Source organism: Spirosoma sp. KCTC 42546, assembly GCF_006965485.1.
Classification (GTDB): Bacteria; Bacteroidota; Bacteroidia; order Cytophagales; family Spirosomataceae; genus Spirosoma.
In genome coordinates this window covers 6,078,094-6,103,560 of record NZ_CP041360.1, presented here as the reverse complement: position 1 = coordinate 6,103,560, position 25,467 = coordinate 6,078,094, and the positions used below count along the sequence as shown (strand labels likewise).

The 25,467-nt window shown below is 47.0% G+C and carries 26 protein-coding genes; 13 read left to right on the top strand and 13 right to left on the bottom strand.

Features of this window, described 5'->3' with window-relative positions; all coding sequences use genetic code 11:
* Positions 1 to 84: 84 nt before the first annotated feature.
* The 3 genes from EXU85_RS25190 to EXU85_RS25180 form a co-directional block, all read right to left on the bottom strand.
* Positions 85 to 1,575 (bottom strand): hypothetical protein, encoded by a 1,491-nt coding sequence (locus EXU85_RS25190; protein ID WP_142774736.1) that lies wholly within the window; start codon positions 1,573 to 1,575, stop codon positions 85 to 87.
* Positions 1,576 to 1,675: 100 nt separating this feature from the next.
* On the bottom strand, positions 1,676 to 2,119 hold the full coding sequence (locus EXU85_RS25185) for a hypothetical protein (protein ID WP_142774735.1): 444 nt from the start codon (positions 2,117 to 2,119) through the stop codon (positions 1,676 to 1,678).
* A 100-nt stretch (positions 2,120 to 2,219) separates the two neighbouring features.
* On the bottom strand, positions 2,220 to 3,725 hold the full coding sequence (locus EXU85_RS25180; protein ID WP_142774734.1) for a hypothetical protein: 1,506 nt from the start codon (positions 3,723 to 3,725) through the stop codon (positions 2,220 to 2,222).
* 153 nt (positions 3,726 to 3,878) lie between these two features.
* Here EXU85_RS25180 and EXU85_RS25175 point away from each other — a divergent pair, with 153 nt between their 5' ends.
* Complete coding sequence (locus EXU85_RS25175) at positions 3,879 to 5,624, top strand: Ig-like domain-containing domain (protein WP_142774733.1); 1,746 nt, start codon at positions 3,879 to 3,881, stop codon at positions 5,622 to 5,624.
* Positions 5,625 to 5,629: 5 nt separating this feature from the next.
* Here the strand turns inward: EXU85_RS25175 and EXU85_RS25170 are convergent, their stop codons facing one another.
* Positions 5,630 to 7,012: a TlpA disulfide reductase family protein gene (locus EXU85_RS25170; protein WP_142774732.1), complete on the bottom strand. Its 1,383-nt coding sequence runs from the start codon at positions 7,010 to 7,012 to the stop codon at positions 5,630 to 5,632.
* A 142-nt stretch (positions 7,013 to 7,154) separates the two neighbouring features.
* On the opposite strand from EXU85_RS25170, the gene rsmA reads away from it, so the two are divergent.
* From rsmA to EXU85_RS25140, 6 genes are all read left to right on the top strand, one after another.
* Positions 7,155 to 7,961 carry a 16S rRNA (adenine(1518)-N(6)/adenine(1519)-N(6))-dimethyltransferase RsmA gene (gene rsmA / locus EXU85_RS25165; protein ID WP_142774731.1) on the top strand — a complete coding sequence of 269 codons (807 nt, stop codon included), beginning with the start codon at positions 7,155 to 7,157 and terminating at the stop codon, positions 7,959 to 7,961.
* Positions 7,962 to 8,028: 67 nt separating this feature from the next.
* Positions 8,029 to 9,381 carry a magnesium transporter gene (gene mgtE, locus EXU85_RS25160; protein WP_142774730.1) on the top strand — a complete coding sequence of 451 codons (1,353 nt, stop codon included), beginning with the start codon at positions 8,029 to 8,031 and terminating at the stop codon, positions 9,379 to 9,381.
* A gap of 13 nt (positions 9,382 to 9,394) precedes the next feature.
* On the top strand, positions 9,395 to 10,309 hold the full coding sequence (locus tag EXU85_RS25155; protein WP_210422405.1) for an AraC family transcriptional regulator: 915 nt from the start codon (positions 9,395 to 9,397) through the stop codon (positions 10,307 to 10,309).
* A gap of 113 nt (positions 10,310 to 10,422) precedes the next feature.
* A complete protein-coding gene (locus EXU85_RS25150) occupies positions 10,423 to 10,887 on the top strand; it encodes a hypothetical protein (RefSeq protein WP_142774729.1) in 465 nt (154 codons plus the stop codon).
* A gap of 2 nt (positions 10,888 to 10,889) precedes the next feature.
* Complete coding sequence (locus tag EXU85_RS25145) at positions 10,890 to 11,207, top strand: DUF3817 domain-containing protein (protein WP_142774728.1); 318 nt, start codon at positions 10,890 to 10,892, stop codon at positions 11,205 to 11,207.
* Positions 11,208 to 11,293: 86 nt separating this feature from the next.
* Positions 11,294 to 11,848, top strand: a complete 555-nt coding sequence (locus tag EXU85_RS25140; protein ID WP_142774727.1) for an arsinothricin resistance N-acetyltransferase ArsN1 family B — start codon at positions 11,294 to 11,296, stop codon at positions 11,846 to 11,848.
* A gap of 171 nt (positions 11,849 to 12,019) precedes the next feature.
* Here EXU85_RS25140 and EXU85_RS25135 read toward each other — a convergent pair whose 3' ends face one another.
* Entirely contained in the window at positions 12,020 to 13,930 is a 1,911-nt protein-coding gene (locus tag EXU85_RS25135; RefSeq protein WP_142774726.1) for a S9 family peptidase, read from the bottom strand.
* A 212-nt stretch (positions 13,931 to 14,142) separates the two neighbouring features.
* Here EXU85_RS25135 and EXU85_RS25130 point away from each other — a divergent pair, with 212 nt between their 5' ends.
* A complete protein-coding gene (locus EXU85_RS25130) occupies positions 14,143 to 14,955 on the top strand; it encodes a DUF2490 domain-containing protein (RefSeq protein ID WP_246859239.1) in 813 nt (270 codons plus the stop codon).
* Between the two features lie 78 nt (positions 14,956 to 15,033).
* Here EXU85_RS25130 and EXU85_RS25125 read toward each other — a convergent pair whose 3' ends face one another.
* The 3 genes from EXU85_RS25125 to EXU85_RS25115 form a co-directional block, all read right to left on the bottom strand.
* Positions 15,034 to 16,299: a HAMP domain-containing sensor histidine kinase gene (locus EXU85_RS25125; RefSeq protein WP_142774724.1), complete on the bottom strand. Its 1,266-nt coding sequence runs from the start codon at positions 16,297 to 16,299 to the stop codon at positions 15,034 to 15,036.
* Positions 16,296 to 16,973 (bottom strand): response regulator transcription factor, encoded by a 678-nt coding sequence (locus tag EXU85_RS25120; RefSeq protein ID WP_142774723.1) that lies wholly within the window; start codon positions 16,971 to 16,973, stop codon positions 16,296 to 16,298. Before EXU85_RS25120 ends, EXU85_RS25125 begins: the two co-directional genes overlap by 4 nt.
* 152 nt (positions 16,974 to 17,125) lie before the next feature.
* Positions 17,126 to 17,899 carry a MerR family transcriptional regulator gene (locus EXU85_RS25115; RefSeq protein WP_142774722.1) on the bottom strand — a complete coding sequence of 258 codons (774 nt, stop codon included), beginning with the start codon at positions 17,897 to 17,899 and terminating at the stop codon, positions 17,126 to 17,128.
* A 183-nt stretch (positions 17,900 to 18,082) separates the two neighbouring features.
* Here EXU85_RS25115 and EXU85_RS25110 point away from each other — a divergent pair, with 183 nt between their 5' ends.
* Together EXU85_RS25110 and EXU85_RS36035 are read left to right on the top strand one after the other, a co-directional pair.
* Entirely contained in the window at positions 18,083 to 19,195 is a 1,113-nt protein-coding gene (locus tag EXU85_RS25110) for a TlpA disulfide reductase family protein (protein WP_142774721.1), read from the top strand.
* A 148-nt stretch (positions 19,196 to 19,343) separates the two neighbouring features.
* Complete coding sequence (locus EXU85_RS36035; protein WP_256366006.1) at positions 19,344 to 19,472, top strand: hypothetical protein; 129 nt, start codon at positions 19,344 to 19,346, stop codon at positions 19,470 to 19,472.
* A gap of 29 nt (positions 19,473 to 19,501) precedes the next feature.
* Here EXU85_RS36035 and EXU85_RS25105 read toward each other — a convergent pair whose 3' ends face one another.
* Positions 19,502 to 20,089 (bottom strand): hypothetical protein, encoded by a 588-nt coding sequence (locus EXU85_RS25105; RefSeq protein WP_142774720.1) that lies wholly within the window; start codon positions 20,087 to 20,089, stop codon positions 19,502 to 19,504.
* Positions 20,090 to 20,283: 194 nt separating this feature from the next.
* On the opposite strand from EXU85_RS25105, the gene EXU85_RS25100 reads away from it, so the two are divergent.
* Positions 20,284 to 20,484, top strand: coding sequence for a hypothetical protein (locus EXU85_RS25100; protein WP_142774719.1), 201 nt, complete (start codon positions 20,284 to 20,286; stop codon positions 20,482 to 20,484).
* A gap of 359 nt (positions 20,485 to 20,843) precedes the next feature.
* Here EXU85_RS25100 and EXU85_RS25095 read toward each other — a convergent pair whose 3' ends face one another.
* The gene (locus EXU85_RS25095; protein WP_142774718.1) at positions 20,844 to 21,260 is read right to left on the bottom strand and encodes an OsmC family protein; all 417 of its coding nucleotides are present in this window, start codon (positions 21,258 to 21,260) and stop codon (positions 20,844 to 20,846) included.
* Positions 21,261 to 21,371: 111 nt separating this feature from the next.
* On the opposite strand from EXU85_RS25095, the gene EXU85_RS25090 reads away from it, so the two are divergent.
* Positions 21,372 to 21,965 (top strand): Crp/Fnr family transcriptional regulator, encoded by a 594-nt coding sequence (locus EXU85_RS25090; protein WP_142774717.1) that lies wholly within the window; start codon positions 21,372 to 21,374, stop codon positions 21,963 to 21,965.
* 103 nt (positions 21,966 to 22,068) lie between these two features.
* Here the strand turns inward: EXU85_RS25090 and EXU85_RS25085 are convergent, their stop codons facing one another.
* The 3 genes from EXU85_RS25085 to EXU85_RS25075 are packed head-to-tail and all read right to left on the bottom strand — an operon-like array spanning position 22,069 to position 23,783.
* Positions 22,069 to 22,389, bottom strand: a complete 321-nt coding sequence (locus EXU85_RS25085; protein WP_142774716.1) for a hypothetical protein — start codon at positions 22,387 to 22,389, stop codon at positions 22,069 to 22,071.
* 41 nt (positions 22,390 to 22,430) lie between these two features.
* Entirely contained in the window at positions 22,431 to 22,874 is a 444-nt protein-coding gene (locus EXU85_RS25080) for a GNAT family N-acetyltransferase (protein WP_142774715.1), read from the bottom strand.
* Between the two features lie 51 nt (positions 22,875 to 22,925).
* Entirely contained in the window at positions 22,926 to 23,783 is an 858-nt protein-coding gene (locus EXU85_RS25075) for an Rpn family recombination-promoting nuclease/putative transposase (RefSeq protein WP_142774714.1), read from the bottom strand.
* A gap of 230 nt (positions 23,784 to 24,013) precedes the next feature.
* Here EXU85_RS25075 and EXU85_RS25070 point away from each other — a divergent pair, with 230 nt between their 5' ends.
* Positions 24,014 to 25,453: a TolC family protein gene (locus EXU85_RS25070; protein WP_142774713.1), complete on the top strand. Its 1,440-nt coding sequence runs from the start codon at positions 24,014 to 24,016 to the stop codon at positions 25,451 to 25,453.
* Positions 25,454 to 25,467 lie beyond the last annotated feature (14 nt).

Here is a 25,467-nt window from a genome sequence, read left to right as displayed (position 1 = left end):
TGTCATTGATGGTCATTATTTGTCATTAATTGTTAGACACCAGGAATGACAAGTAATGACCATCAATGACAACCTAATGACGTTTTAATAGTCCATCACTTTAGGCAGTTTCTCGCGGACGAACTGGTCGGTTCCTTCCGAGAATAACTGAATGAATTTATCGGCTTCGCTGCCGTAGGCTTTTCCCTCGGCGGTTTTGTTGAGCGTCTGGTCGAAATCGTCTACGATGTCCAGTTTTACATCCGATTCCCCACCGAAAATACTGCGTTTTTTTGGCTCGAACCCCCGAACCGTATGGCCCAGATTGCCCGCATCGAGCAGGAAGGGCTCAAACGAACGTTTGTTCTCACGCATTTCGGACAGCCACTGCCGGAAAGCCGCATCGAAATTTTTGACGCTGTTGAAAAAGCCAGAATTCAGGAATGAAGTCGAAATGGTTGGATTGGCCTTTGACCACTGAACCGTGCCAGCCGCCTGCCGAATTCGTTGGCTCAGATACGTACTGAACAGCGCCATTTTGGACAGGGGTAAACTAATGAGTTGCTTGGTCGGATTGGCGAGATGGCCCAGCTGAATGCTGATGCTGTCCTGCTCGATACCAAACTCTTTGTAAACCGGGTTCGTTGGCTTGCCATTGGTGACCGATAGGCTACCATCGTCTATATTCATGAAATCGACAATGGCCAGAGCTGATGCCATTTCCACAAAATGGGCTTCGTTTTTCTGCCCGCCTGCGCCGGGGTCGTAGGTATAGGCTTTCGTCTGATCGTCGCCGATGTAATAGAGCGCGTTTACGGATGGGTTCACACCCTTCTGGTAGTAATTGAGAGCCGCTTTGGTTTTGGCGATGAACGAAGCCGGATCAATCAGCTTGTTGTCGTTGGTGGTCAGGCTGAAATACGGCATCACCGATACCGCACCGATCTTGGCGTTGGTTAGAAAAGCCGGGTTGGGAATCTGTCCAATGGCCTGCGCTCCCCGAATATTTTTGAGCAGAATCGGGAAACCAGCCGCGCCGGTTCCACCAAAAATTGAACTAACAATAAAGATCCGGTCGTTGGCTCCGAAGTTCTCTGCAAAGGCCTGAAACACATCGGAGTAGCGGAACTGATTCAATACCGTACTCCCAATATTTGGGTTGCCTACAAACCCAATATCCATTTTGGTTTCCAGATTTTCCTCCGAAAACAGCAAACTGGCGAAGGCTTTACTGGGGCCATCTAAGCCCTCATAATTGATGTAATCCCGAAATTTTTCCTGTTGAACCCCCTGTAATTCAAAAACATAGGTATCAGCAATGGTGGCATTGCCCCCAATTGAACGGTTCAGAGTTTTAATCTCAGTGCCAAAAAAACCGGAAGTCGGTTTGGTTTGCAGAGCCGCGCGGATGTTGCCGTACTCACGCAGTAAATCTTTGGTCCGGAGCAGGTCGTCGTTGGTGGCATGAGGATCCAGCACAATGGGAATTACCTCATCCGTATTGTTGAGTTTAACCCCAGAGGCCAGCAAAAACGTCAGGGCTTTCAGCACCCGAGAACCCGTTCCGCCAATCGCGAAGACAAATAGTTTAGCCATAGTTGTTGGTTTGACGTTTGTAGTCTGATGTTTGAGGTTGGCTGACGCAGGATTCTGGACGCGTCAGCCAGCCTCAAACATCAGACTACAAACTTGGAACTTACTTTGATGGCCACAGCATGGGCCGGTGTTTTGCGTTTTTACTGAAATTCTTCATCACCATGGAGATAATGAAGAAAATGAGAGCGGTGAGTAAGGCCATTTCGAAGGCGTAACTCAAAAATACGCTGATGCCCTGATCGAATAAGGTTCCCTGATTGGGGTCGGCTTCGTCGCGCGGGATATCCTGATTCGCTTTTTGGTAACAGGTGACCAGCGTAATGATGAACAACAATAGCGCGCTTATGCCATCCATAAGCAGCCAGCTGCCCATGCCGCTGAAGCTCACCTTATTGAACGGCCAGATGTAGAATGCAAACGCAACTACAAAGGCCAGCCCGATAGCCGTCCAGGTAAGTGGTGACAGCAGTTCTTCCTGATACAGATCTTCGAGCAGGTTGCCGTTAACAAACAGATTGTAAAAGTTATAGAGTGATTCTTCCATGTGGGATTAGTTTGATAAGTAAGGTTTGAGGTTAGTAGTTTGAGGTTTGACGTTTCTCCAGCCTCGGCCAACTTCAAACTTCAAGCTACAAACCTCAAACCTAGTTTAACTTAATAGTCAACGTAAAATACTCGGTTTGGTTGTTTGGGTTGTAAGCACGTTCGACACCTTGTAACAGGTTCTGAAGGCCAAATGTTGAGTTGGCATCGGGCGCGGCATCGTTGGTAGTGTTGGTATTGGCGATCCAGCGGGGGGGGAACTGCCGACGAAGCCGAATCGTTGCTGTACGCTCACCTCGCGCGGGTTTGTCTGTCGTCAGTACTAGTTTATGGGTAGTTCCATTAGCGCCAGAATACGTTTGTACCGCTGACACCTTGAAGTTGTCTTTCCCCTCTACGGCATACTGACTGGCATCCGTCAACAACGAGGCTGGCACCCGCAAGGCCGACAGATCAACGGCTACGGGAATCGTCAGGCTTTTGTCGGTTACGTCAGGCTGAATATCCGTAATGGCGTGAACCGCTTTGGCATGACTACGCACTTCGTCGTCAGACCGTTTGAAACGTCCTTTGCGAGCCGGGTCAGTTACCAATATGCTGTAGAATGGGGTAGTAGCTTTCTCATCTCGACCGAAGAACCACGAATCAGAAAAGCCCGGTAGCTGATCGAATCGACGGATGGTTTGGTAGGCCTGATCCTGGTAGAGCCGTTGCATGGTTTCATTACGACCAATCAGGCAGAGGTAATATGGACGTTCGCCCGTGTACTTTTTCTTGGCGTTGTTCCAGCTATAATACGTTCCGTCAAAATCGGCGTTGAATTTCAGCACCAGCATCGAGTGCGTACTGGCGTAAGGATTAAACACCGTTGTAAGTAGCGAACTGGCCGCATCCAGGGTTTTCTGAGCGCTCATGCCCGTCAGATTGGCGTCGGAATAAATCAGGTCTGATACTAAAATACTTAGATCGTCGCCGGAGGTGTTGCTGAGGATATCCGTGAAAATCTTCTCGAAGTCAGTACTGGTAGTTTTGCCTTTGGTCTTTGCTACTGTAAAGATGTTTTTCTCCTTAAAAAACTGCGGCAGTGTCAAGCCCAGATCATTAACTTCGGTGTTTACCACGAATAGCTTCCCCTGACCCGGATTGACCGCGTCGAACTCGGTCAACACATCATTGAGCGTACGTTTGAACGCGCCATTTCCGCCCGGAGCATCGTAGGGAAACATACTGCCACTGGCTTCCAGATAGAGTTTCAGCCGCATGGGTTTACTCGAAGCCACCGCACCCGACAACTTGACGGCAGGGGTTTTTCCTTCTTTCGCTAATTTGCGGTAGGTGCGATTACGTTTAATGTAAGCCAGCAGGGCCGATTCTTCGAGCTTACCATCGGGAGTGAGCAGGGCTGCCGTCTTTTTATCTTTGCCAAGTTCTTTACTTTCCTGTCCTACAAATACCCGAAGGGCATCGGCTTCAGTTACGTCGATGGTATTATCATCCAGTGCATCGCTAATTTGCTCGTCTAACTGGTCTGCTGAACTGGAACAGCCCGATAACCATCCCGCCGATACAACGAGAAGTACTAGTACATAAAAACGGGGGTGGGTCATGCAACGGTTAATTTTTCTTAAATTTCTATAGAACGTAACGAACCAGCGACCCATTTTATGTCAATCGGTACAGATTAACGATGAACGGACGTTTACCTTTGTAGTTCTGAATACGTAGTTCGGTGTCACCGAACAGACTTTGAATTCCCCAACATGACGTTTCGCCACTTTGTCGTAATTTTCTTACTGTCTCTCCCGATTCTTCTCCAAAACTGCGCGCAGGTGGCTCAACCACCTGGGGGTAAGAAAGATACCCTGGCCCCCAAATTAGTGAGCAGTATGCCCACTCCCCGCCAGTTGAACTACTCGGGGAAAACGATTGAACTGGAGTTTGACGAATACGTGAACAGCGAAAACCTCCAGCAAAAAATTACCATTACGCCCCAGGACAGCAATACGTTTGTCGTGAAATCGCTGCCCCTGGGTATCCGGTTAAACTTTAATAAGCCGTTCCTGCCCAATACAACCTATACCATTGATTTTGCCGATGGGATCAAGGACATTACGGAACGGAACATTGCCAAAAATACCAAAGTTGTTTTCAGTACGGGACCGGTTATCGACTCCCTTTTTCTGACAGGCAACGTGGTGGATGACGAAAGTCGCACGCCGTTATTAGGGTTTGTAGTGGGCCTGTTTGCCTCGACCGACACGCTACCCATTAACCGAAAACGTCCGCAGTACTTTGCCCGTACAGACAGCAGTGGCAACTTTCGCATCGAAAACGTAAAGGCGGGATTGTATAAAGTCTACGGCTTCGATGACAAAGACCTGAATCTGGTAAATAACACACCGGGTGAGCGGGTGGCCTTCCGGGATAGTGTCCTAAACTTTACCCACAACTATAGCGATGTGAATCTGGTAGCTTTCCGGGGCTATGGGAAGCCGCGCATTAGCCGACGTGAACGTACCGATGAAACCCTGGGGCTGGAATTGAGCAGTGGCATTGCCAGTTATAAGTTGCGCTATGGAAAGCCGATAACGACAACAGCTGTATCTACGTCGGGCGTATCAACATCAGGAGTTTCTACCACGGCTACGGCTACCCCAGTTGCATCCACCACGACCGCCCTGGCGCCTTACACCGGGGATACGCTGGTGTCGTTTCTGGAAAATCCCAAGATGATTCGGCTTTTCCGGCCCGCCAACCGCGCGGCCGGTGATACGCTTCATCTGACCATTGTGGCTGAGGACTCCGTGGGAAACGTTACCGAACTTAGGGAGCGAATTTATTTTTCTCCTCTGAAAACCAAGGCTAAAAACAGAACGGCGCTAACGGCTCAGATAAACCCTCCGTCGGGCGAACCCATTGATAAAAATCTGGAATTCACGCTGGTATTTAACAAGCCGATCTTTCAGTTTAAGACCGACCTGATCATCATCGGCCCAGATAGTACGAAACCGCTCAAGCTCACGGCGGCAGATCTGACCTGGAGCAACAACAACTCGCGCCTGATTATCAAACGGCAATCCAATTTGCGCGATACGCTGCTGTTCAGGCTGCAAAAAGGCGCGTTTATTAGTGTTCAGGGCGATACAATGGCGCGGTATTCAGCGCGATATACAATTGCTGAAGAAGACAGCTACGGCCTGATTGCCGGTCGTGTTAGCCCCACTACGCTTGGCTCGGCAGGAAAGAATTTCATTGTAGAACTGCTGGATGAGAAGTACAACGTAATTCGAACGGCTTACGGCAACTCAAACTACAGTTTCGGTCGGCTCAAACCTGGTCTCTATCGCGTTCGCCTGATTGTTGACGCCAACGGCAACCGAAAGCGCGACATTGGTAATGTGCAAAAGGGACTCCAGCCCGAACGTATCATTTATGCCCCCGGCACGGAGGAGAACGGCACAATTCGGGTCAAGCAAAACTTTGAGTTAACGGATACTGATTTCTGAGTAATTCAGTTCTCCGAATAAATTTTGATCCTTTCTACCCAATTTGATCCAAACGGAATTTTCATCCGATTGCCCTGAGGAGTAATAAGTACTTTAGTCGGAAATTCACCTACGCGGAATTGTTTGATAAAAGCGTCGTTGGCCATAACAACGGGAAAGGTATAAGCTTGTTTCTTCATGAATTCTCGAACTTTCGGCTCGGTATCACGGGATGCCGCTGTAAAAACGACAATATTTTTTTGCTCGGTCTTCAGTAGATCGCTGTAGAATTTCTGGAAACGAGGGAGTTCTTCTACACAAGGCTTGCACCAGGTGCCCCAGAAATCAATCAGTACCCATTTTCCTCGATATTGCTCATAGTCAATAATCTTTCCGTCTAAATCAGTTAGTCGAAATGATTCTGTCGGCTTTAATTTGGCATTCAGTTGTTGTGTCCAGTAGGTTTGAAAAGGGGTTTTAGAATAAGCAGACTTCTGGTAATAGGTTTTGAGTAAGTCAATATTTCCAGGATCAGCTAGTGTCAATTCTGTCAATACATCGACGGCACTAGCTGTATCCCCTTTGGCTACCAGGAAGTTGGCATAACGTGCGTGGAAATCTTCCTGCCCATTTAGTAGAAATACAGCTTCGTAGAAATAAGCTGACTTCATTTGCCGATCTGTGTCATCTGGACCGGCTAGGGAAGCTTCTTTCAGATACGATTCCGCCCTGGTAAGCTTATTTTGTTGTAAGGCTTCATTCGCTTTTGTTAAGTTTGTGTACGCCATTAGGTAGCGAAAATAGGCTCTGATCGTACGTTGACGTCGATCTTCGGTGGCTTGATAATAAACGCCATTAACAGCGTGCTCCAGTCGTTGGCGTGTTCGTTCAAATAAGGTATCAGCCAGTGCAGAGTAAACGGGACGTAGTTTTAAGGTTCTGCATATCAATAGCGAATAGCGATCAATCCGATTTCCTATCTCTTCTTCAGACCGCGCCTGTGCAATTAGAAAACTATTGATCAATTGGTGGATTTTGGCGGTATCGCTAATCTTAGTTCTTACCTCTACCCATTTATACAATGGATATACAGCTTGCTGTAAAGGTACATTACCGGTATATAGCTTTTCCAGGAGCTGTTTAACAAAGACTGTATCAACTCTTGGGTTTACAGGTGTAATAAAGCTTTGGGCAAAGCTATCGTGGAGGAGGGAGTTCAAAATTGCCTTATTTTCTAAAGCAAGTTGCTCCGCATTATAAAAAGCGGAGTCAAGATTCTTATGAGAAATAGATTGTTGAAACTGGTTAAAGAAAAAAGCCGCTGAGGGTTTTGGCGTTTGGGCAAAACCCTGGAAATCAGTTGTTATAAGAAAAAGACTTAGTGTTAAAGACGTGCGGATAGGGTTCATGGGTAGTAAGGCTTGATCGTCTGTAAATATTACCAATAATCCGGATATTGGCAAGTCAGGGTGACAGGTAAACACTGATTATTCACGCCTGGCCCCGTACCTTTGCGCCGGATCGCTGAAACGATCAAAAACAAGCCCGTCCATGTACGTCAAACCCAAAAAAGAACTCGGTCAGCACTTTCTGAAAGATCTTAGCATCGCCCAACGCATTGCTGAGCTTCTGACCGGCCATGGTGAATACAAGAAAGTCCTTGAAATTGGGCCGGGTATGGGCGTTCTGACGCAGTTTATACTGCAGGATACGCGCTTCGAAACCTACGTGATCGAGATTGACAGAGAATCGGTTGACTACTTAAAACTGAATTTTCCTGTGCTGGAAGGTCATATTTTACCCGCCGATTTTCTGAATATCCGCCCCGATTTACTCCCGACCAAGCAGCCGGATAGCACCGAGTCGTTTGCCATAATCGGCAACTTTCCCTACAATATTTCGACCCAGATTCTGTTCAAAGTGCTGGACATGCGCGATCGGGTGCCCGAAGTTGTGGGTATGTTTCAGCGCGAAGTAGCGCAACGGGTGGCCTCTGGGCCGGGCAATAAAGACTACGGTATTCTGAGCGTATTGCTGCAAGCCTGGTACGATATTAAGTATGAATTTACCGTCGACCCGACGGTGTTCAATCCGCCACCAAAAGTGTTTTCGGGTGTTTTATCCCTCCGGCGAAATGCCACAACAGACCTCGGTTGCGATGTACGCAAATTTACGCAGGTGGTAAAGCATGGATTCAGTCAGCGACGGAAAACGCTTCGTAACGCCCTGAAACCCCTAAATCCACCCGAAGCTGCCCTCGCCAGTCCGTTCATGGATAAACGCGCCGAGCAATTAAGCGTAGCGCAGTTTGTGGAATTAACAAAGCTTATGACGGAGGAAAGGGAGGAGCGAGAGTAAAGGGAGGAGGAACGTTGCAAACCTTTCTCCCTTTACTCCCGCTCCTCCCATTTCTCCCCCTTACCCAATGACTTTCGAACTCACAAAAGACTATCTCGATCATATTCAGTCGGCTATTGAAGCGAGCGATGAGAAGCTGCTGCGGACTGAGATGGAGGAGTTGTTTCCGGCCGATATTTCGGGGATTCTGGACGAGCTGGAGCCCGAATCAGCGCATTATCTGCTAAGCCTGCTGGATAAATCGGTTGGGGCCGAAATCCTGGCCAATAGCGACCCTACTGAACGAACCAACCTGCTCAAACTTTTTACGTCGGAAGAACTGGCTCCGTTCATTAACCAGATGGATTCCGACGATGCCGTGGATTTGCTGAATGAGCAGCCTATTCAGGTGCGGGAAGAGGTTATTGGGTTTCTGGAAGATCGGGAGCAGGCCCGTTTTATCCTGGATTTACTGCATTATGAAGACGGCGTTGCAGGTAGTTTGATGCAGAAGGAGTTGATCAAGATCAGCGTCAACCTGACGGTCAATGCCTGCATCGAAGAAATCCGCCAGCAAGCCGAAGATGTCGAAAATGTCTATGCCGTTTATGTGGTCGATGAAGTAGGCAAACTGCTTGGGTTGATATCGCTGAAGAAGATCGTGCTGGCTCGCAAAAACGCCAAAATTGCTGACCTCTACGACGACGATGTTGTCTTTGTCGAAACCTATCGACCTGTTGCCGAAGTGGCCGAGTTGATGCAGAAGTACGATTTGGACGCCATTCCGGTCGTGAACGTGCAGCAGCGCCTGCTTGGTCGGATTACGATTGATGACGTGGTCGACGTAATTACTGAACAGGCTGAAGAAGATATTCAGGTTATTTCGGGTTTATCGGGCGAAGTAGAGGAGGACGATAGCGTTTGGCAGCGCTCGAAAGTACAGCTTCCCTGGCTCGTAGCGGGTGCCGTTGGGAGCCTGTTGGCGGCAACCGTTATCAATGGTTTTCAGAGTGAATTAGGGAAAGTAGCTGCCCTGGCTGCGTTTATTCCCATTATTGGCTCAACGGGCGGGAATGTGGGTATTCAAACGTCGTCCCTGATTTTGCAAAGCCTGACAGATACAACTGGATTGAGCATGACCATGGCAAAGCGGCTCGTACGAACCCTGCTAGTGGCGATCATTAACGGACTGGTTGTAGGCCTGATTGCGGGTACCTATACCTTCATTATTGGCGAGCCACGGCTATTTTTTGTCGTCGCAACGTCGTTGCTGGCAGTGGTGTTACTGGCTTCGTTTATGGGGACGGTTACGCCGTTGTTGCTTAATCGAATCGGAATTAATCCGGCGGTGGCATCAGGGCCGTTTATCACAACGGCCAATGACCTGATTGGCATCGGCGTGTATTTCCTGATTGCACAGTGGTTACTGGCGGAGGTTTAATTCATCAATAGGGGTGCCGAAAACTAACATACGAATCTACAGTACAGAAACATTTCGGGATGCGTATATGCAGCCCGAACAGCAGTTGGATGCTATTTTAAAGTCCGATTTCGGGAAGTTCTTTATCGTAAAAGTTGAGGAACTGATTCGCCTGATCAAGCTTCCGGTTCCGCCTATTCGCTCCACAACGCATACGTTTATTTACCTCACCGATGGCGAAGCGGTAATGACGATTGGTAGTGAAACCTACACGATTTTCAAGAATGAGTGTTTAGTTGTGCCCGCTGGCCAGGTGTATTCGTTCAATAACGTTGATGAAAATCACGGCTATCTGTGCAATTTTCACGACGACATTGTGATCGGGAAATTTGGTAAAAACGAGTTGCTCAAAGACTTCGAGTTTCTGCGGGTTTGGGGTAATCCACGTATTCAACTGGATAAACAGACCTCAAAATTTGTCCGTCGTCTGCTTAAACGAATCTTGCTCGATTATTCAGAGAATGGCCTGGCGAACCTGGACATCATTCAGTCGTATTTTATTGCATTACTGTGCGAGGTGAACCGGGTATATAAACCAGTTTCGGCCAGTACACAAACTCATTCGGTGGGTATTGCGAACCGATTTAGAGAACTATTGGTCGATCGGATCAAAACCAGCCATCGTGTAACCGATTACGCATCCGAATTGAATATCACGCCAAACCACCTGAATAAAGCAGTCAGGACAATTACAGGAAAATCGCCTACCAAATGGATCGACGAAGCCATTGTATTGGAAGCAAAAGTGCTGCTGTATCAAAGTAAGTTGTCGATCAGTGAAATAGCTACTGAAATTGGCCTGGCTGACCCTTCCTACTTTAGTCGGCTGTTCAAAAAACAGGAGGGTATTACGCCCGTAGCGTTTCGTAAGATGATTGAAACGTCCTAAAAGTCGCGTTGTTAGTCCTAGCCTGATTTTGCCATAACCGTGACCTTTGCAGGACTCTTTTTTATGGAATAGGGACTGCTAAACAGGCGGGCCACTATCGTACTGACAGGAATATGTATTCGTCTTTATTGGTCGCCCATTCGCTGTTTCGCTGGTTGGTTTTGTTAAGTTTGGTCTATGCCATTGTAAGGGCGTACCGAGGTTATAGATCAGGTACTGTATTTACGAAGACGGATAATTCAGTGCGTCACTGGACGGCTACGATTGCTCACATTCAGTTAGTAATAGGCTTCACACTCTACTTCACGAGTCCGGTTATTAAGTACTTTTGGGCTAATGCTAAAGGCGAAATTGGCCATATCGACACGGCATTTTTCGGACTCATCCATATCCTGCTGATGCTTGTTTCGGTGGTCATTTTGACCGTTGGTTCTGCCCTGGCAAAGCGTCGGCCAACCGATCATGAGAAATTCAGGACGATGTTGATCTGGTTTTCCATTGCGTTGTTCATCATCTTTATCGCCATTCCGTGGCCATTCTCGCCCCTGGCGACCCGACCTTATTTTCGATCCTATTAACCATGAAAAACTTCCTCACTACAAACATTGGCCGGTTGCGGCTCCTTGGCCTTTTAGAAGGTATTTCGTTACTGCTGTTGATCGGTATTGCCGTTCCGGCAAAACACATGTTTGGCGATCCGACCCTCGTGAAAGCAATCGGGCCCGTGCATGGCGTACTGTTTTTACTGTTCGTTTTCAATACGATAAGTGTCGGCGTTGAGTACCAGTGGAAATTTAAAACTACGACCTGGAAGGTATTGCTCGCTTGTCTGGTTCCATTTGGTACATTCTACATCGATAAAAAGATACTGAGCAAAATAGAGCCGTCGGCAGACTAATTTCATATGCCATATCTCCAAGATATGGCATATGAAATTAGTCTGCCGACGGCTCGTTGGTAAGGTTTTCTTATCTTGCCTGGGCTATGACCGTTCGTTTTGCTACTCCTGCCGACGTCCCCGCTATTCTGGCCATTTATGCGCCTTACATTACGGGATCGACCATTACGTTTGAATATGATGTGCCAACGGTGGCAGAATTTACCGACCGAGTCCAGACCATTCAGCAGCAGCTTCCCTATCTGGTAGCCGAGTCCGACGGGCGATTATTGGGTTACGCCTACGCATCGAAACACCGCGACCGAACGGCCTACCAATGGTCTGTTGAAACATCGGTTTATGTACACCCGGATGGCCATAGGCAAGGGATTGCCCGGCAGTTGTATGCCCGATTGTTTGAGTTGTTGCGTCGGCAGGGGTACTACAATGCCTATGCGGGGATTACCTTGCCCAATCACAAAAGCGAATCGTTTCATCGCTCGGTAGGTTTCGAACACATTGGAACCTACTCGAATATCGGTTATAAAATGGGGGCGTGGCATAGTGTAGCCTGGTTTCAATTAGCGCTGCAACCCTATCAGTCAAACCCAGTTCTGCCAGTTTCGATAACCCAGTTAGAATTAATGAAAAATGGCCTCTAGACGACTGCTAGAGACCACTTTGCTGTGCCGGTGTGGTGTCGGTTACTTATAACCGACACCTCAGGTTTCTCAAAACCTAACGGTACAAACAGTAGGTTTTGAGAAACCTCATTTGTCAGCTATAAGTAGCTGACATCACGCTACATCACGCTTCAATAACTGCGTTTGGCATCATTGCCCTGGTCCACGGAGGTATTTGTCCAGAAATTCTTTGATCGCTTTGTTGGCGGTAATTTCGTTTTCCTTTTTTACGAAACCGTGCCCTTCATTCGGGAAGGTAACGTATTCGACTGGCACGCCGTTTTTCTTCACATTCGCCACAATCTCATCCGACTCAATCTTTAACACGCGTGGGTCGTTGGCTCCTTGGATAACGAGCAGCGGTTTCTTGATCCGGTTCGTGTGAAACAACGGCGACTTGTTGTAAAGCGCAACAGAGTCTGTTTTGGGATGACCGATTTCCTTGAACATGGCATCTCGTTGGGGACCCCACCATTCGGGCATGCTGTTCAGGGTGCGAATCCAGTTCGCTACACCAAAAATATCGACGCCAACCGCAAACTCATCGGGTGTAAATGCCAGGCCCGCCAGTGTCATATAACCGCCGTAGGAACCACCCATAATACCAATTTTCAGTGGGTCAACATAGCCGGTTGCGGACAGAAACTTCTTCGATTCGACACAGTCTTTCAAATCCGCGTCGCCGTGCTTGCGGTCATCGGCGGCATAAAACGTTTTGCCGTAGCCTGAGCTGCCCCGGTTGTTCACGGCCAAAACCACATAACCGTTGTTCACCAGGTACTGTACCAAAGGCGAGTAGTTCAACCGGGTTTGGCCGCCCGGACCACCGTGAATGGATAAGATCGCCGGGAGTTTATCGCCCGGTTTGGCATCTTTCGGTTTGTAGAGCAGGGCCGGAATTTCCATACCATCAAACGACTTGTACCGAATCACTTCGCCCGAAACCAGGTCCTCCGCATTGATTTCTGGATTTAACCCACGGACCAGTGGGGTTACCTTGCCGGATTTGAAATCGTACGAATACAACGTTGCAGGCGAATTGGAACTATTGACGAAAAAGGTCATCCGATCTTCGCTGTCCGTGATGTTTACGCCGGTGATGTCGCCACCCGGTAGCGCCGGTAAACTGATTGGCTGATTCGTACGGTTGTCAATAATCTTTAGTTCGGTACGGGCATCGTTATTGACCGAGAGCACGCGGTAACGACCACGATAGGAGAGATAATCACTCGAAATATCCCAATTCGCCTTGTCAAGCACTGTGCTTTGTCCCGTAGCCAGATCATAGGCTTTTACGTAGGAGAATTCATTGCCATCATCAGTTGAGATGAGAAGCTTCTTGCTATCGGGCGTGAATCCTTCTGGGCCGTTGCTTACGTCGCCGGTGTGCTTCGTCAGAAGTTTGGTTTCTTTGGTTTGTAAATCGTAGAGGTACGTATCGCTGTTAGTCGTTGTGATCGTTTTGGCAAGGGCGATATAGCGTTTATCGGGCGACACATCGCCGGGGAAGAAACCGCCCGGATTTTCGAACAGGAGTTTGGGTTTCAGGGTCGCTATGTCCATCTCGTACAGATCAAAAGCCGCCGGGTTCCGCAGGTTGGATTGATAGAAAAAACTCTTGCGGTCGTGACTCAGTCCCCCAAACTGAAACTTTGCTTTGTCGGCTGTAGTAAGGTCTTTTATGCGCCCATCTTTTTCGCGCAAATAAATGTGATTCAGTTCGTTACCACCCTGGTCACTGCTGTAGAGAATTCGGCCATCGGGCAGGTAGCCAATAGCGAAAATAGCGTTGGTTTTAGAGGAAGTCAGTTGTTTAGGCTGGCCGGTTCCATTGAACGGAATTTCATACAGGTTGAACACACCATCCTGATTACTGCTGTAAAGTACTTTCTGTTCATCGGGCGAAATGTCTGAGCCACCAAACCGGATGGTTTTCATGAACTGCTCGATCGTGTATTTGGGAACGGCAGCTGGCTTAGGTGCAGGACCGGCTAAAACTCTACTGAAGCATAGAGAAAGGATTAGTGCGAAACGCAACTGTTGGACTAAGGGTGTTTTCATGTCTGGCTAGTTTGGTGAGAAATGAGTTCGGACGTTCCGGGCACAATACTGATTTGAACAAAGTTGGCAATTAAAATCTAACCAGAGCGGTTGAATGTAGAATTTTCGTAATGATTTGATTTATAGGTATTTCTGAGGTGCAGGATAGGTATTATTATCAAATTGTTAATAGTGCTATACAGATAGTAATGTCTGCATAATCTGCTCTACTTTTGCAAACCGTAACAAACCATACAATGGTGAACCGCTTTCGAGTCACGTTTTATTTTACAATCAGTTTATTCATTTGTACCCTCAGCCGTAGTCTGGCACAAACATCGTTAACACCGGCCACGCCCTGGGGAACCTGGTTAATTGGTACACTCGTGTTGCCGGGAGGTGAAAAAAAATGGGGCGGTTTTGCCGAAGTACAGGCCCGGAGTAATGGCGTATTTAATCAGTATTTCTACAATGAACTGAAAGGTGGGATCAGTTACGATATAGACAAGAATTTCTCGGTTATGGTTGCCGGTGGTCGATACGCAACCTATGACTACCAGGCCTTATCGGATGGACCGCTGACAATTGAAAAACGCCTGTGGGAGCAATTCACTATCAATCAGTATCTGTCCCGGCTGAAGTTTGAACACCGGTACCGGATAGAACAGCGGTGGTTTGATAATCGCGACGGGACTACCCCGTATCGAAACCGGATTCGCTATCGACTAAATATGTTCGTGCCACTCAATAACCACACGGTTACGGCTAAAACGGCCTTTTTGTCGATGTACGACGAGATTTTCCTGAATCCAATCGGGCCAACCTTTGAGCGAAACCGGATTTATGCGGGTATCGGCTATCAGTTTGATCAGCAATTAATTTTGCAGGTTGGCTGGGTAAACCAGACGAATTATAACCCAGCTACGTTTGAAAGTGGCGTTTATACACCCCAGTCGGCAACCGGAAAAAATAACCTTGTTGTAGGACTGATTTATCGGCTTAAACGTAAAAGTGCGTCGGAGAGATTACCAACACAGCCAGATTAATTTTTCGACAGGATTTACAGGATGAACAGGATAGCCTCTGTAAAACCAATCCTGTTCATCCTGTAAATCCTGTCGAAACTAATCTATCCGGGAAATGCAAAATTGGTGGATGCCCCCTGTTTCCCGATAGGAAATCTGAAGCCCATAACTATCGCAGATTTGCCGAACAATGGCCAGCCCTAATCCCACCGAATCGGGGCCGGTACTTTCCTTTTTGAACCGTTCAAATAATCGTTCCGGGTCTGATACCAACTGACCGCCGGTGTTGCTTAAACACAGTAGTTCAGCGGTTGAAGTCAATTCAATATGCCCATTTGGTTGATTGTGCTTGATGGCATTATTGACCAGATTCGTGACCAGACTATCGGCTAACGAGGACGGAAGCTGAACGGCAAATGGCGTCGTTGTTTGTACCTGTACCGACAACTGTTTGAACGATAGAACTTCGTCCATGTCGGCTAGCTTTTCGGTTAACAGGCTTGCTAAATCCACGATATGCGTATCGTTGAACTGCCGATTTTCGATCTTAGCCAGCAGCAATAATCCCTGATTCAGGCGCGAGATGCGCCGGGAGGCCTGATAGATGGTTTCGATCCAGTTGGTCTGCGTTTCAGTAAGTTGTTCTGTTTGAATAAGTTGCTCGACCTTGGCATTGATGAGCGCCAGCGGTGTTTGCATTTCGTGGGAGGCATTCTCGGTAAATTCTTTCAGACTCCGATAGTCCTGCTGCATTTTAGCCGCCATTTTCTGCAACACATCATTCAACTCATTGAACTCCGTAATTTCCGGTTTGTCCAATTCCAGGGATGTGTCGTTGTTAAGATCGAACCGTTTAATGCGTGACAAGGTATCGTAGAACGGAAGCCAGAGACGCCCCGACAGTTTTCGCTGGAACCAGAACATGCCCAGTAATAACAAGCCCAAAAAGAGTACCATCGCTACGCTGATCACTTCGATGAGTCGGTACGTCTGAATCAGTGATTTGCGAATCGATACGCGATGGATAACACCCTGAATGGGTTCATAGAACGTCAATTGCCGAAATGGAATCAGTTTGTCGTCATATCGATTTTTGATAAGCGTATCGGTGAAGGCTTCTCTAATGGTCCCTCGTTTGCTGACTGGGACTACTTCAATCTTGTTTTCAACAAAATAAGGGCTGTCTGTCCAGGTGTTATGGGCACGTACGTAGGTTTCAAAATCCCGCCGTTCAACCCGCAACCGGCTTTCAACTTCGTCGTAAATCAACAACCGGATAATCTGGTAAAATACCAGTGCCGTGAGCAGGTAAATGACCAGCGAGAAACCTAAGTAAATCTGGTTGGTTTTGGTGAGCAGTTTCAAGGCTGACTGAATTTATAGCCGATGCCGTAGATGGATTGTACGTAATCGGCGGCCCCTTTTTCCAGCAATTTCCGACGCAAATTTTTGATATGCGAATACACCATATCGAACGAATCGGCGGAGTCAATGTTGTCGCCCCACAGGTGCTCGGCGATAGACGCTTTAGTCAGCGCTACATCCACATTAGACAGGAAATACAGCAACAAATCATACTCCTTCCTGGACAGGGTTGTGAGCTGTCCATTTACAAACACCTTGCGGGTAAGCGGCACCACCACGATTTCCTGAAACCGAATTTCGGTATGGCCACCAAACTGCCGCCGACGGAGCAAGGACTTTACACGCGCGTTCAGTTCAGATAGGTGAAATGGTTTTGTGAGGTAATCATCGGAGCCGATTTCCAGCCCTTTTAGTTTGTCTTCCAATGCGTTACGGGCCGATATAATAATGACGCCCGTGGTGGCAATGAGTCGTTTCAGCATTTCGATGATCTGAAACCCATTGCCATCGGGCAGGGTCAGGTCAACGATTACGCAATCGTAGGTGTACAGGTGAATTTTCTCCTCGGCATCCCGAAACGTAGCGGCCGTTTCGCAGATGTACCCATCCTTCACCATGTAGTCCGTAATACTTTCGGCTAACCCCTGTTCATCCTCTACGACCAGTACTTTCATCCCGTTGTCTGTTCTACCAGAGCACTAATGTAGGGGGCAATGTTGGAAAGATTCTGGAAGTAGAGACGCAATCCTTTGCGTCTCATACCCCGGATGGTTTTTTACTGAACAAAAAAATGCTGACGCGAAATGAGACGCAAGGGATTGCGTCTCTACGCTTTAATCTGTGTATCTGCAAAATACACCATTGCCTTGTTCAAAAAAGCCGCGTATTCAGGGTTTTCCTGTCCATTTTGGCTCGTGAAGCGAGGATCATCCATGTACAACTTCGCCAACCCTTTATAGGCCTCCGACATATTTTTTGATTGACAAAGTTCTTCGCCCCAGAACCCTTGGATGTTGGCATAATGGCGGGCGATCTGTTCCTGCACTGCCGTGCTGGTCGGGTCTATCGTAAGCATTCCAGCCAGTGTTTTGGCAATGTCCTTCTGGTCGGCTTTTAATTGCTCAAAGCCCGCTTTACCTCGTTGACGCAGGTTTTGCTCGCTGGCGTCAACTTCCTCGGTTCCGTATTTGGTAATGGCTTCCTGCCGGTATGCCAGACCCTTGGGAAAGCCTTCGTATAACTCTTCGTTCGTTAACATGACTCGTTCTCCTTTTAAGGTTGAAATTGTTTTGTCAATCGTCATGAGTAGCGTTGAGAGCCGGTATTGCCGGGCCTGGAGTGCCAGCTTATGGCTTTCCAGCGCCGTTATCATGTTGAAACCCGGGTTTTCCAGAATAGCCAGAATCTCGCTTAACGAGAAGTCGAGTTCTTTGTAAAAGAGAATCTGCTGCAGTCGGATTAACTCTTGCTCACTATATAGCCGGTAATTAGCCTCCGTACGGATAGCTGGTTTTAACAGACCCAGACGATCGTAGTGGTGCAGCGTGCGCACGCTAACACCCGCTAGTTTCGCCAGATTATTCACAGAATACTGTCTCATGGAAACGCCTTGTTCAGATTGACGAAACAAATGTAGGCTATGACGTAAGGGGAGAGTCAAGAGAAAGTTTCACTTTTTTTATTTGGATATGAACCTACTCCTTAGATTATAATAAGGCAATATAACGTTCTTATCCAGTTACTAATCGCTGTTAAAAACTGGCTGTTCTACATAACGACTCAGATGAAAGTAATTCTACAGGAAGAAAAAAAGTACTGGTCTTTAGGTTGGTTATGGGCTGTGTTTCTCCTAGCCGTACCGGGCTGTTTGCAAGCGCAGCTTACTAGTAAAATTAACGGTTTCTTTCCTAAAGATTGGGAAGGTAAACAGGCAATGGTCGTGGCTAAACCAATACATGGGTCACCTATTATTGACACCACTACGATAATGAACCGGAGTGCTACATTCACCGTCAGGTTAGGTGAACCTAGTCCGGCTTATCTTTGGATTGAGGGGAATCAAGACGACATCCACTTTTTTATCGACTCACCAACCATCAATATTGGGATTGAGCCAGGAGCCTTCGCTAAGCCGTTAATTACGGGCTCTGCCAGCAGCGAGTTATGGGTAGATCAACTAGATTTCCTGATGCAGATTCGCGAATCCCGACCTGATCTGCATTCCGAAACATTTTCTGCCCTACAAGCTGGTGATTCGCTTGTTGCCTTCAAACTTGAACAGACTGCAGATTCCCTACGTAAGGTCGATGACGATCAGCTAATCAGCTTAATTCAGAACCACCCGTTACTACCCTGTAGTTGGTATCTTTTTGCATCTAACTCGTTCTCCTATTCTCAAACATCACGTTTATTCGACAGCTTGTCTGCTTTTGCTACTTATCCATCTTACCGGGAATTGAACGAGAAACTGGATCGTAAAAAGCTGGGAAATAAAGCCCCAGACTTTAGCTTACCCAGCCCATCTGGTTCAGTAATTACGTTATCAAAACTTGAACGAACGTATATTTTAGTCGATTTTTCCAGCCAGTACATATTACCCTGCCAGAAACGGCATTATGATTTAAAGAAGCTGTACGCTACCTATCACCCACTCGGATTGGAAATAGTTACGGTCGCATTCGATATCGATAAAAATGCTGGTATCATACCCACTACGCCAGACCGTTTACCATGGCTTCAGGTTTTGGATTCCATTAGCCAGTCATCAGTAATGGAAGCATTTGCTATAGACCAAATGCCTGATAATCTATTGCTCGACGCCAACAAAATAATGATTGGACGCGATATGTCTGTTCCAGAACTGGACGAGAAATTACAGCAGTTGTTAAAGAAGTAATACCCAGTTGAGAATAGGTCTCAATGTGATTTACACTCGTTTTTGGGCCGTTTATCGGCTATAATAGACGCTTGGTCAATTTAGGGTAGGAGGAGGGGAGGTTATACCTCATTTTTGTATCATCCTTCCATCTGAAACAACACTACTCATGAAATTCAAACACTGCTTATTACTCGGTGTCATCTTCGCTTCACTACTTATTGGTACCTTAATTACGCTAAGTATGACAGCGCCCCATGAGGGAGCTATTGGTATGGTGAAAACACTGGATCAATAGTCTTGCCCGTAGGTTGTGATCGGCCAATTTTATCCCCTAAAGGCTACAGGCTTGGGTAACCGATTCACGAGCCAAAGACAAAACAGGGCATTGAAAACCAGCGTGAAGGGAATAACAGATATATTCTTGAAGAACAGAATGATCGCCCATTCCGACGATTGGCTGGAAATAATCTCGCGAGCCTTTAACGTAATGTACAGGCACGTCTCATACGCAATGTGATTAATCAGCTTATTGAACAGCAGCGCGATAAGCGAAAACGCTAGTAGATTAATCAGTAAGCTAGGCCATTTATCCCTCATTTTTTGGATCGCCAACCGCCAGTTCTGTTTACGGCTCTGCTTGTTTGTAATAAGCTGGCTAAGGCGAACGATGCCCGTTTTTATATGGGTAAGCCCTAACGCATAGACGAAAATCAGGACACGGGCCGACTCTACTACGATTTCGAGCAGTGTATGCGATACTGGACTGATGGGGCCGAAAGCCTTCAATTGAATAGCCCGCCCAAATGCAGCGATCAGCCCTAATCCGAAGATGAATAAAAAGTGATTTTTGAAAAACCGAACTGTTTGAATCGTCCAGTCCAGCGATGTGAGCAATTTCAGCGGTGTAGTCATGGCAAGGAGTTGATCACCCAAAATGGATGTACGCTTATTAAAAAACGTTAAAATAAGCCAAATAGACGGTGTTTTTGCCGGATTAGGCCGTTACACTTCATATCTCCTGCAATTGAGTGCAACACGAAAGTAGCCTGAGACGTAAGGAGTGTATCAGACGAATTTAAGTTATTTTTCATAAACTCTCTATAGCCATGAAATTCCAACACTGTTTGCTCATCAGCGTCTTTTTCGCATCTCTGTTGATCATTGCACTGGTTATGGTTAGTAAACCAATGACCCAGGCCACTCCTGAACGAGTTGTTATTGCGTCGAAATATGCCCCTCGCAAGATGACTATGTTACCGGCACGACATGTTCCTAACGATCGTCCAACAGTTAATCGTCCTCTCTGAAATTCAGCTTTGTTGGTAAACAAGTTCAAACTGGTTTGCCATTTTGTTCATTGAAGCTGTTTAAACTTTCTAAATTTCGTTAAAACTGAATTGTTTTTTGTCATGGCTCCGGCCACCCGGCCCGACGCCAGGACAAAAAATCACGCAAATTCTAGCTAGAAAATGAAAGTTTAAACGGCTTCGTTAGTTAATAAGCCAAAGACCGTCAGGATGCCATTTGTAAAGAGCATCCTGACGGTCTTTGGCTTATTAAATTCTACTAAAAAGCTGTCTAAAAACCCCTAAATCCCCTGAAGGGGACTTTGCTCGTGCTTAGAGAAAGTCCCCTTCAGGGGATTTAGGGGTTTTTAGACAGTCTCTTACGCCAGCGTAGCGTCGACGCTGATGGTGGTATTGAATAGTTTCGAGATGGGGCAATTGTGTTCGGCGTGGTCAACCAGTTCATCGAATTTAGCTTTGTCCAGGCCTGGTACACTAGCCGTAAGCGTCAATTTAGAGCTGGTAATGCCACTGTCTTCCAGCGTAATAGTGCATTTGACATCCAATGAATCGGCGGCAAAACCTGCTCCCTGAATATTGAAGGCTAATTGCATAGCGAAGCAGCCTGCATGTGCAGCCGCTACCAGTTCTTCTGGATTGGTGCCCACGCCATCAGCGAAACGGGTGTTGAACGAATATTGTGTTTGATTGAGAACGGTACTGGCTGTAGTCAGGCTACCTTTTCCATCTTTTCCGGTTCCGGCCCAATGTGCTGAAGAGCTGCGTGTGATTTTCATGAGTGTATGATTTAGATTTGTTAGCGATTTGTTTTTGATAGGACAAAAGTAGACGGTCAATTGTTGCCTATTTTTCACCTATGTTAAAAAGCGTAAGAATAAGATAAAAATATGATTTCTGGCCCACACGACGTACTACACCAACATTTACAACAGTTTGCCCAACTTCCTGAAGCGGATATGCAACTGGCGGATGAATTCTGGCACGTCAGGAAAATTGCCAAACATGACTTCTTTAATTTCCAGAATTCGGTTTGTCGGCAAGTGGGGTTCGTGCTGAAAGGCATGTTTCGGGTGTATTACATTGATCCAAAAACTGAACTGGAACACAATCTCTATTTCATTCCCGAGCACATGTTCCTAACCTCGCTGAAAGGACTGTTGACCAGAACCACCTGCCCCTACCTGATTGAAGCGCTGGAAGATGCAGAGCTACTGGTGATTGACCGGGAAGATCTACAACAACTTTACCCACGATCGCACAGTTGGGAGCGCTTCGGTCGTATCCTTGCCGAGCAGTATTTTCTGTTCAATCAAATGCGCTCGGAAAGTTTACTGACGCAAACAGCCGAGGAACGCTACATTGATCTGGTAGAAAACTTTCCGGATATTCTGAACCGGGTGTCTCTGGGTCATATTTCGTCTTATCTGGGTATCAAAGGACCATCCCTCAGCCGTATCCGGGCGCAACTAGCCCATAAATAAGATTGTCATTGATTATCATTAGTAGACATTGGCAGTTATTGATTATCAGAATCTTCCACTAGATAACAATCAATGACAACCAATGACAATCAATGACAATTATCTAATAGCCCTCATCCGTGACCAGATAATAGCTCTTAGGATGGGTTGACTGATCTTCGTTCTGAATCGTGACCGTCAATAATTCAACATGCGTATAGGGGTTGAATAGGACGGTCACGGTGTCGATAACGGACTGGCCCTGAGATAATGTCTGGTTCTGAATAAAATCCAGCGCTTCGTCCTGTGAATCGAAGCTACCCAGCAAATCACCCAGATCGAGCGTGGGTTCCTGGTCGGGGAGTTCTCCGATTGTGTTGGAGATGGGGGAATCAACGGGCCCCTGCGAATCGTTGATGGGAGCCGTATACAGTTCTATAGTCATCCGGATAAAATGTAGTGTATAAACGGTTAACTAATTTCGGCTCATTTTGATCGAATATATTCCCATTCCCACACGTCGCCATCGTCGTCATCCCAGATGGTTCCGAGGTGCACAAAGCCATTTTTCTTGAGAATACGGGTGGAGTAACTTTCCTCGGGCAATGTCCGGGCTGTGACCGTAACGGTAGGATCGGTTTCTAGCGCAAGCTGTACCAGTTGGTTACACATTTCGGCACCAACGCCCTGATGCTGGTATTGAGGGAAGGTACCATACGCGATTTCCACCCGCCCGTTTTTAGGCTTTCCTTTGAATGCACAACCACCCACCAAGTTGCCATCGAGTTGGGCGTAATAGCCGATCCAGGGCGGATGGTAGCCTATTTTGTTAAAAAACTCAATCGTCATCGAAAGCCCCGGTTCACAATCGGGGTGATTGAGAAATTGGGTGTTTTCGGAGAGGGTTTGGTGGATAGGGAGGAGGATCATATCCATCCTTTTGTTAAGTGGAATAGATGTATATTAACTTTTAAGTCGCTATCATTCAGTGAGTTGATTCTGAATATTAAGGACAAAATCAGTTGAAACGTCATTATCCTCAGCAATCTCTTCAATTGATAATTTTTGTCGAATTAGTGCTTTTTTCACTGCTTCTGCCTTCATTTCCTCAATCTTTCTCTTTTCTGCATTCACAGCCTCTGCATTGATAGCTGTGATACGGGCAAACTGAAATCGCTCCTCAGGAGACATTTTTCGCGTGTCTAACTCGTCAATAGCTTTCTTCAACCATTCTTCATTCCAAAAAGCCGGATACTGAGTTGGTTCCGTGACCGTGTGCAACGTCTTCATGGTGAAAATCAGTTTTTCTAAATCAGTTTGAATATCAGCTGTATCCTTGTCAAATTTAGCTAATTCTACAGTGATAAACGACATTTGACTATCTATGAGTTCGCCTGATTCACTTCGTAGATTGGCTATAGTATGGTAACTGGTGATCGGTAGGATACTCTTTTCTAAAAATGCGATGCAATATATTTTAGGAAGGTTTGAATAATTGAATTGCCCACGTTCGACTAAGGTATTGAATTTATGAAGAGCATAGAATTTCATGCGTTGGATGAAGTTAGGCGCATGGGCTAACTGCATTTCAACTATAAACTGATTGCCCTGTTCGTCAGTGCAGGCTAAATCATAGATTCCACTTCGACTATCCACGGTGAGGGCTTCAAAAGCATTCTTTTCAAATTGCACATCATTGATTGGAACCGAAGATTTAATTAAAGCCTGAAGAGAAGTACGTAGAAAAAGCGTATTCGCTTCATTCCCAAAAGTGGCTTTAAATCCATAGTCGGATATAATTGGTATAAAGCGTTGTTCACTAATTTCGGGTATTTCCATAGCCCAATATTAACCACAAGAATTAACTTCAGAAAAGTTTAGTATTTATTTTGATGATTTTTGTGACATTAATTCTACTTTGTTGAGAACTCTATTCTGTTCGACAAATCTTCCAAACACCCCCAATTCTTTCTGCCAAAGCCCCTTTTTCCCAAATGTTTCCAAATTTGAGATCGTGTTTTGTAGACACCTGATCGTACCGTCGCCTAAGGTCGGTCAGGTTGTTGTGAATGAAACACGCTCTTTTTCATTGCTCCCGGCAGCGATTCTCTAGTCGTCTTGCGTACCGAACCCGAACCGGTTGTCTTCTGGTGCTGGGTACGAGCCTGCTGACGTTTCAGGCGTCGGGGCAATCGCTCACGCTGAATCAGGTAGTCGAGCAGTCGGTTCGGCAATATCCGTTCCTGAAATCCAAACAGGCCGAAGTTAGTAGCGCCGAGCGACGACTCCAGGCCAGTCGGACCGAATTACTGCCCACGGTGATTCTTCAGGATCAGTACAATTATGCCACCAGTAACAGCCTAAATAATTCCTTTTTTCCGAACGAAGGCACGAATATCTCGACTTCGGGCGGTGTTCGGGCTAACGCCATTTCCCAGGGAAGTTTCGGGAGTTATGCCAGCGCGTCCATCGAGTGGCGAGCCATTACATTTGGGCGTATCAAAGCTAATCTGGGCGTCGCTAAAGCCGATCTTCAGCGGAGTCAGGTTGATTACGAGAATGAGATCTTTCAGCACCAGGTTCGCACCATTGATGCTTACTTGCTCCTGCTGATCAACCAGAAACTGGTTCAAATCCAGCGTAGTAACCTGGATCGGGCGCAGACCTTCAAGCGAGTAGTCGATGCGGGTGTCCGGTCGGGGATGCGGGCGGGTGTCGATAGTTCGCTGGCTACCGCCGAAGCCGTTCGGGCACGCTTGCTTTTACTAAGCAGCCAGCAGCAGGAGCAAGTGCAGCGGCTCCGGCTCTCCGAACTGGCAGGCCAGCTCCAGCCTACTATGCGGGTAGATAGTATGCGTTTTTATACCGCGCTCCCAAACGGTACTTTTCTCTCCGATTCGCTTTCGCCCAAGAACCCGACCTTGCAGTTATTTCAATCGCAGATAAACCTGTCGGCGGCTCGCAGTCTGGCGACCCAGCGATCTGGAATGCCCGTTATTTCGCTGGTTGGCGTAGGGAATGCACGGGGTTCGGGATTCTCGAATCAGCAGGGCGATATTTTTCAGACTAATCAACTGAAGGGCCTTGGTTATCAGGTTGGTAATTACCTGGTTGGTGTTGTGGCCCGCTGGAATCTGACCAACATGCTCCGTACCCGGCAGGATTATCAGGCCGATCAATTTCAGGTGGAACGATCGCGGCAGTTATTTAACACGCAGCGATTGCAGATCACCCGTCAATACCAGGAAGCCGACACGCAATATCAGGTTGCGCTTGAACAGGCCCGGCAAGCCCCCATTCAGTTACAGGCCGCCCGGCAAGCCTACAATCAGGCAAGATCGCGCTATGAAAGCGGCTTAACGGATTTGGTAACCCTACTCCAAACGGTCGTTACGCTGAATCGTGCTGAAGTCGATGGGTATGTGGCCGTTAGTAATGTATGGCGGTTTCTGTTGCTCAAAGCGGCTGCTGAAGGGGATTTATCGCTGTTTATGAATCAGGTGAAATAAAGGCAGTTTGAGGT